Here is a 545-nt window from a genome sequence, read left to right on the forward strand (position 1 = left end):
GCCGCGCTGGACGAGGTCCGGTCGTATGTGGATGTCGACCTGGGTGAGCGGATCGATGAGACGCAGTTTGCGCAGGTGGGGCTGTTCGCGGTGCAGGTGGCGGTCTACCGGCAGTTGGAAGCGTGGGGGTTGCGGCCGCGGTGGTTGGGTGGGCATTCGATCGGTGAGTTGACCGCTGCGTATCTGGCCGGCGTGTGGGACCTTGAGGGCGCGTGCAGGATTGTGGCGGCTCGGGGCCGGTTGATGGCGTCGGCGCCTTCTGGTGGGTTGATGGCGTCGGTCGTGGCGTCGGAGGAGGAGATCCGGCCGTATCTCGTTGAGGGGCGGGTCGGGCTGGCGGCGGTGAACGGGCCCACCTCGGTGGTGGTGTCCGGTGATGCCGATGCGGTGATGGCGCTGGTCGAGGGACGCAAGGCGAAGCTGCTGAAGGTTTCGCACGCGTTCCACAGTCACCATCTGGACGGGATCCTCGATGAGTTCCGTGCGGTGGTGGCGAGTGTGCCGGCGCGTGAGCCGGTGATCGGGTTGAACACCACCGGTGATGT

The 545-nt window shown here is 67.0% G+C and carries 1 protein-coding gene; it reads left to right on the forward strand.

Going from position 1 to position 545, the window contains the following annotated elements; genetic code table 11:
* A partial coding sequence (locus tag IEZ31_RS55930) for an acyltransferase domain-containing protein (protein WP_190258314.1) occupies positions 1-545 on the forward strand: 545 nt, incomplete at both ends.

The sequence above is a fragment of the Dactylosporangium sucinum genome (assembly GCF_014647515.1).
GTDB classification, from domain to species: domain Bacteria; phylum Actinomycetota; class Actinomycetes; order Mycobacteriales; family Micromonosporaceae; genus Dactylosporangium; species Dactylosporangium sucinum.